The 1,572-nt window shown below is 69.4% G+C and carries 2 protein-coding genes; both read left to right on the plus strand.

Going from position 1 to position 1,572, the window contains the following annotated elements; translation table 11 throughout:
• The first annotated feature begins 496 nt into the window (after positions 1 to 496).
• On the plus strand, positions 497 to 1,153 hold the full coding sequence (locus ACFYM6_RS36120) for a YeeE/YedE family protein (protein ID WP_387282031.1): 657 nt from the start codon (positions 497 to 499) through the stop codon (positions 1,151 to 1,153).
• Positions 1,153 to 1,569, plus strand: a complete 417-nt coding sequence (locus ACFYM6_RS36125; protein ID WP_387282033.1) for a YeeE/YedE thiosulfate transporter family protein — start codon at positions 1,153 to 1,155, stop codon at positions 1,567 to 1,569. The genes ACFYM6_RS36120 and ACFYM6_RS36125 overlap by 1 nt, the downstream gene beginning before the upstream one ends.
• The last annotated feature ends 3 nt before the right edge of the window (positions 1,570 to 1,572 follow it).

Raw genomic sequence — 1,572 nt, forward strand, 5'->3', positions numbered from 1 at the left:
CCCCTCCAACTCATGCCAACCCGCCCATTCGCCCCGGGTGCTGGCCAGATCGGAGTGACATGGGCTGCTCACACGTGCGGGAATGCCCTCTCTTCCCGCTGCTCAACGCAAGCTTGCGCGACTGGCGGAGCTACTACTGCGACAGTGCGGAGGGTTGGCGGACGTGCGCTCGGTACAAGCTGTCCCGGACGGGGCGGCGCGTGCCGATCACGCTCCTGCCGAATGGAGTCGACGCGTCACACCTGAGACGCACTCCCGCCGCTGGCGGGTCAGGCCCGGCCGGTCCGCCGCAGGCGCCGTCACGGTTCAATCCGGGGCCCTCGCAGCGGTTCGAGCCGGTACCGGTCCGGGAGTCCAACCAGGTACCGGCAGCTCAAGGCGTCAACCCCGGGTCACCCGCACCGGGTCCGCACCCCTCCGAAATGCCATCGACCCCACCGGCGCCTCGGCGGGCTCGTTGGTGGACCCGCCTCGCAGAATGGATCGCAGGTTCCGCATGACCGAATACTGGCCCTGGTGGGCCGGGGCTGTCGGGCTCGCCCTCACCACCATCAACTACGCCGTCACGACCGATCGATCCTTCGGGGTGTCCGGTGCGTGGGACCGGGTGCTGCACTGGCGCGCCGAACGCCGTGTCGAACGGGTGAACGCCCAGTTCGCTGACGAACGGGTCCTCACCGAGGCTCTCGCCGCGGCCACCGCCGACCAGTTCGGAGCCGGTTCCGCCGCACCTGCCGCGCGTCCCGCCCCGCACGGCGACGCGCGGACCCCGGGACAGGACGTGCGACCACCAGCGGCGGCGAGTCCCGCACTGGCGAGCCTGCTCCCGGCACCCCTGATCAGCCAGGTCGCCCTACTCCTGTCGGTCTTCATCGGCGGCTGGGTAGCGGCCGTTACCACCGGCCGGTTCCAGCTCCGCCTCGACATGGGCGCCGCCTTCGCCCAGATCGTCACCGACAAACCGATCCCAATGATCGGCGCGCTGTTCGCCGGCGGTGTACTCGTCGGCTTCGGCACCCGCCTCGCCGGAGGATGCAGCAGCGGTCACGGACTCAACGGCTGTGGCCGGCTACAGCCGGTCAGCATCGTCGCGACCGCCGTCTTCTTCGGCACCGCCGTCCTCGTGTCGTTCCTGCTGTGGAAGGTGATCTGATGCGCACCCGGGGCGGGATACTCGTCGCCAACATCATCGCTGGCCTGGCCCTCGGCTACACCGTCGCCAACATCGGGTTCGGTGACTACGCCGAACTGAACCGCATGTTCACCTTCCAGGAGCTACGCATGCTCCTCGCCTTCGCCGGCGCCGTAGCGATCATCGTCGTGATATTCGCCGTACTACGCGTCCGCCGCACCCCGGGACGCATCCACGCCGGCGTGATCCCCGGCGCAGTGCTCTTCGGCACCGGCTGGGCAATCTCGGGTGGCTGCCCGGCAATCCCCATCGTGCAAGTCGCCAGCGGGTACCTCCCCGCCCTGGTCACGATCGCCGGCATCGTCGTCGGCATCCGGCTCTGCCGCTGGGCCAACACGCGGTACTTCCACCTCGACAGCGGATCCTGCGAGCGGTAACCG

Origin of the sequence: Micromonospora sp. NPDC006431, from assembly GCF_042870725.1 — a bacterium.
Taxonomy (GTDB): Bacteria; Actinomycetota; Actinomycetes; order Mycobacteriales; family Micromonosporaceae; genus Micromonospora.

Coding starts and splice junctions, on each gene's coding strand:
- ACFYM6_RS36120 (WP_387282031.1), top strand. CDS start 497: ATGACCGAATACTGGCCCTGGTGGGCCGGGGCTGTCGGGCTCGCCCTC.
- ACFYM6_RS36125 (WP_387282033.1), top strand. CDS start 1,153: ATGCGCACCCGGGGCGGGATACTCGTCGCCAACATCATCGCTGGCCTG.